Origin of the sequence: Archangium sp. (genome assembly GCF_036389735.1) — a bacterium.
Taxonomy (GTDB): Bacteria; Myxococcota; Myxococcia; order Myxococcales; family Myxococcaceae; genus Archangium.
The window spans coordinates 1-3,003 of sequence record NZ_DASVWK010000959.1; the positions used below are offsets into that span (position 1 = coordinate 1).

Sequence of the window (3,003 nt, forward strand, 5' to 3'; positions counted from 1 at the left end):
AAGCCCTACAGCTTCGGTGGTGGAGCCGAGCGTCGCGGCCCGCCTCGCGGTGAGCGTCCCGAGCGTCGTGAGTGGGCGCCGCGCGGTGAGGAGCGCGGAGATCGTGGGGCTCGTCCCGGTCCGCGAGGTGGTGCGGGCGGAGCGAGGCCCGAGCGCAAGACGTGGGCTCCCGCCGGCGAAGGCGCGGGCCGCCCGGCACGCCGCGGTGCGGCACGCCCGGAAGGCGAGGGAGCCGGCGAGGGAACCGGCGGCTTCGTGAACTGGCGCGCGAAGAAGGCCCAGGGACCCAAGCCCGAGTGGGAGGCGCGGCCTCCTCGGGGTGCCGGTGGGCCTCGGGGCGCTGGTGGTCCTCGGGGTGCTGGTGGTCCTCGGGGCGCCGGTGGGCCGCCGAGGGGGCGAGGGCCCCGCAAGAGCCGCTGAGTCGTGGGCGGTCTCGCGCGCCGCTGATATAACCGCTCGCGTCTCACGCTTTCTCTCCTCGGAGAACGATGCGAACCGGCGCGCGTAAATTCCTCGTGGTCGTGGCCCTCCTCGTCAACGCCGGGTGCAGCGGCAGTCGAGACCAGCTTCTCGCGGATCTTCAGAACCCTCGCCCGGAGGTGAGGGCTCTCGCCGTGAAGAAGCTGGCCGAGGAGGCCCGTCCCGACGACCTCGCCCTCTTCACCCGCGCGGCCAAGGACATGGCCGCCATCGTCCGTGGCGAGGCCGCTGTCGCCCTCGGCAAGAGCCAGGATCCCCGCGTGGTGGATCTGCTCGGCGAGCTGCTCGAGGACTCCGACGTGGACGTTCAGGGCAACGCGGCCATGGCCCTGGCCCAGGTGAAGAACGACAAGGCCAAGGCCTACCTCACCCTCCAGTACGGCCGCCGGGGCCGGCAGACGCGTCAGGTCATCGTCCAGGCGCTCAAGCAGGCCAACGTGCCCGGCGCCATGGCCGAGGTCGTCGCCGCCGAGTCCAAGGCCATCTGGGAGCGCAACCTGCTGGCGCTCAACGAGGGCTCGCTGCCCGAGCGCGTGGGCGCCGCCGAGGAGCTGGGCAAGAGCGGCCGGCCCGAGGCCTTCAACCGGTTGGTGCCGCTGGTGCGCGACAGCCAGGTCATCCTCGCCGCCGCGGCGGTGCGCGGCCTGGGCGACGTGGGCGACAAGCGCGCGGTCCCGGCCATCCTGCCCCTGCTGGACGAGAGCTTCCCCGAGCTGCGCGAGTCCGCCATCACCGCCCTCATGCGGCTCCAGGAGCCGCAGGCCATTCCCCGGCTCCAGGCCGTGGCGGTGGAGAAGAGCTCCGTGAGCCCCCTGGCCATCGACGCCCTGCTCGAGCTGCCTCGCCAGCCCCAGACCGATTCCGCGCTGTGCGTCATCGCGCTCGATGCCGTCTCCATCGAGGCCATCCCCGTGGCCCGGGTGATGCGCGAGCGCGGGGGCTGCCCGCTCGATCCCATCGTAGAGCGCCTCGCCCGGCCCGCCACCGCCGCCAGTGGACTCCAGGCGGTGATCGGCCTCGGCCCCACGGCCAAGGACACGCTGCCCAAGGTGCTGCCCTACCTCTCCCAGGGGGATGCCACGCTGCGCGCGCTCGCCGTGGACGCCGTGGCGGCCATCGGCGACGTCTCCGCGGCGCCCGCGCTCCAGAAGGCGTTCGACCAGGAGCTCGCGATCGTGCAGGCGCTCCGCCAGGACTGGATCTCCAAGCCCCTGCCCGAGAGCTACGGGCCGGGGTTCGATCCCTCCTCCCAACTGGAGGACACCACCGCGACGGACAAACAGCGGGGAGAGAAGCACGGCAACCTCATGGCGCGCCTGAAGGCCCTCAACGCGTCCAAGGCGCGTACCCTGGGCCGGCCCCAGGTGCAGCAGCGCGTGCCCACCGAGCTGTTCGACGACGTGGAGTCGTCCCGGTTGGAGCCGTTGGCCGGGCTGCTGCGCGCGCTCGGATCCATCAAGGCGCCTGGAGCCCTGGAGCTGCTCAAGGGCTTCGCCGGGGATTCCAGTGTGATGCTGCGCACGGCCGCGCTGGTGGGCCTGGCTCGGCTGGGGCCCGAGGGCGTGGCCCTCGCCAAGAACAACCTGTTCGAGTCCGATCGGGATCTGCTCAAGGCCCTCGCGCAGGCGCTGGCCGAGCAGGGCGAGGCGGGACAGGCCGCGCTGATGGAGTTCCTGCCGCAGATTACCGGCGAGAAGCTGGTGCTGATCGACGCGCTGAGCCGCACCGGGGCGCCGGCCTCCGCGGTGGAGCCGCTGCGCAAGGTGGTGACCGAGGGCGGTCCCGAGGCGGTGCTGGCCGCCACCATGCTCGGCCGGATGAAGGCGAAGGAGGCCGTGCCCACGCTGATCAAGGCGCTGGAGGATCCCACGAGCGTTGGCCGGCGGGAGATGCTCACCGCGCTGGGCGAGCTGGGCGACAGCTCGGCGGCCGAGGTGGTGGCGCGCGACCTGTACCATGATCTCCCGGAGATCCGGGCGGCGGCGGCGGCGGCGCTCGCGAGGATGGGCACGGGTGCGCAGGGTGACGCACTGGACGCGCTCAAGGGGGACTACTACCGTCGTGTCCGGGAAGCCGCCGTGACGGCCCTGGCGAAGACAACCACGGCGGCGGAAGGGACACGCTGACATATGGAGCCACGGCAGCTCAGGGACAAAGCCAACGAAGCCCTCACCAAGGGCCGCTTCTCCCGGGCCGCCGAGCTTTTCGAGGAGTACTGTCAGCTCGACCCGAAGGACTTCCAGACGCGCGTGCGGCTGGGCGACGCGTGGGTGAAGGCGGGCAACAGCGCTCGCGCCATCGTCGCCTACGAGGCCGCCGCCGAGGGCTTCGCTCGCGAGGGGTTCCTCCCGCGAGCCATCGCCGCCAGCAAGCTCATCCTGGAGCTGGACCCGTCACACCACGGCGTCCAGGAGATGCTCGCCGGCCTCTACGCGCGCCGGAGTGGGCCACCGGGCGCGGGGCTTCGCGCGACCCCGCCTCCGATGGCGGTGCCTGCCTCCGTGCCCGCTCCCGTGAAGCAGG

At 72.5% G+C, this 3,003-nt stretch carries 3 protein-coding genes; all 3 read left to right on the forward strand.

What is annotated here, in order from left to right:
• Nucleotides 1-259, forward strand: a 259-nt coding sequence (locus VF794_RS34075) for a hypothetical protein (protein WP_331117295.1), incomplete at its 5' end; no start/stop codon positions are given.
• Between the two features lie 229 nt (nucleotides 260-488).
• Entirely contained in the window at nucleotides 489-2,606 is a 2,118-nt protein-coding gene (locus VF794_RS34080) for a HEAT repeat domain-containing protein (protein ID WP_331117296.1), read from the forward strand.
• A gap of 3 nt (nucleotides 2,607-2,609) precedes the next feature.
• Nucleotides 2,610-3,003 (forward strand): tetratricopeptide repeat protein (locus VF794_RS34085; RefSeq protein ID WP_414640998.1); only part of this gene is annotated, 394 nt, incomplete at its 3' end.

Bases quoted from the DNA above. Each gene is read 5' to 3' on its own strand.
- VF794_RS34080 (WP_331117296.1), top strand. From the start codon at position 489: ATGCGAACCGGCGCGCGTAAATTCCTCGTGGTCGTGGCCCTCCTCGTC.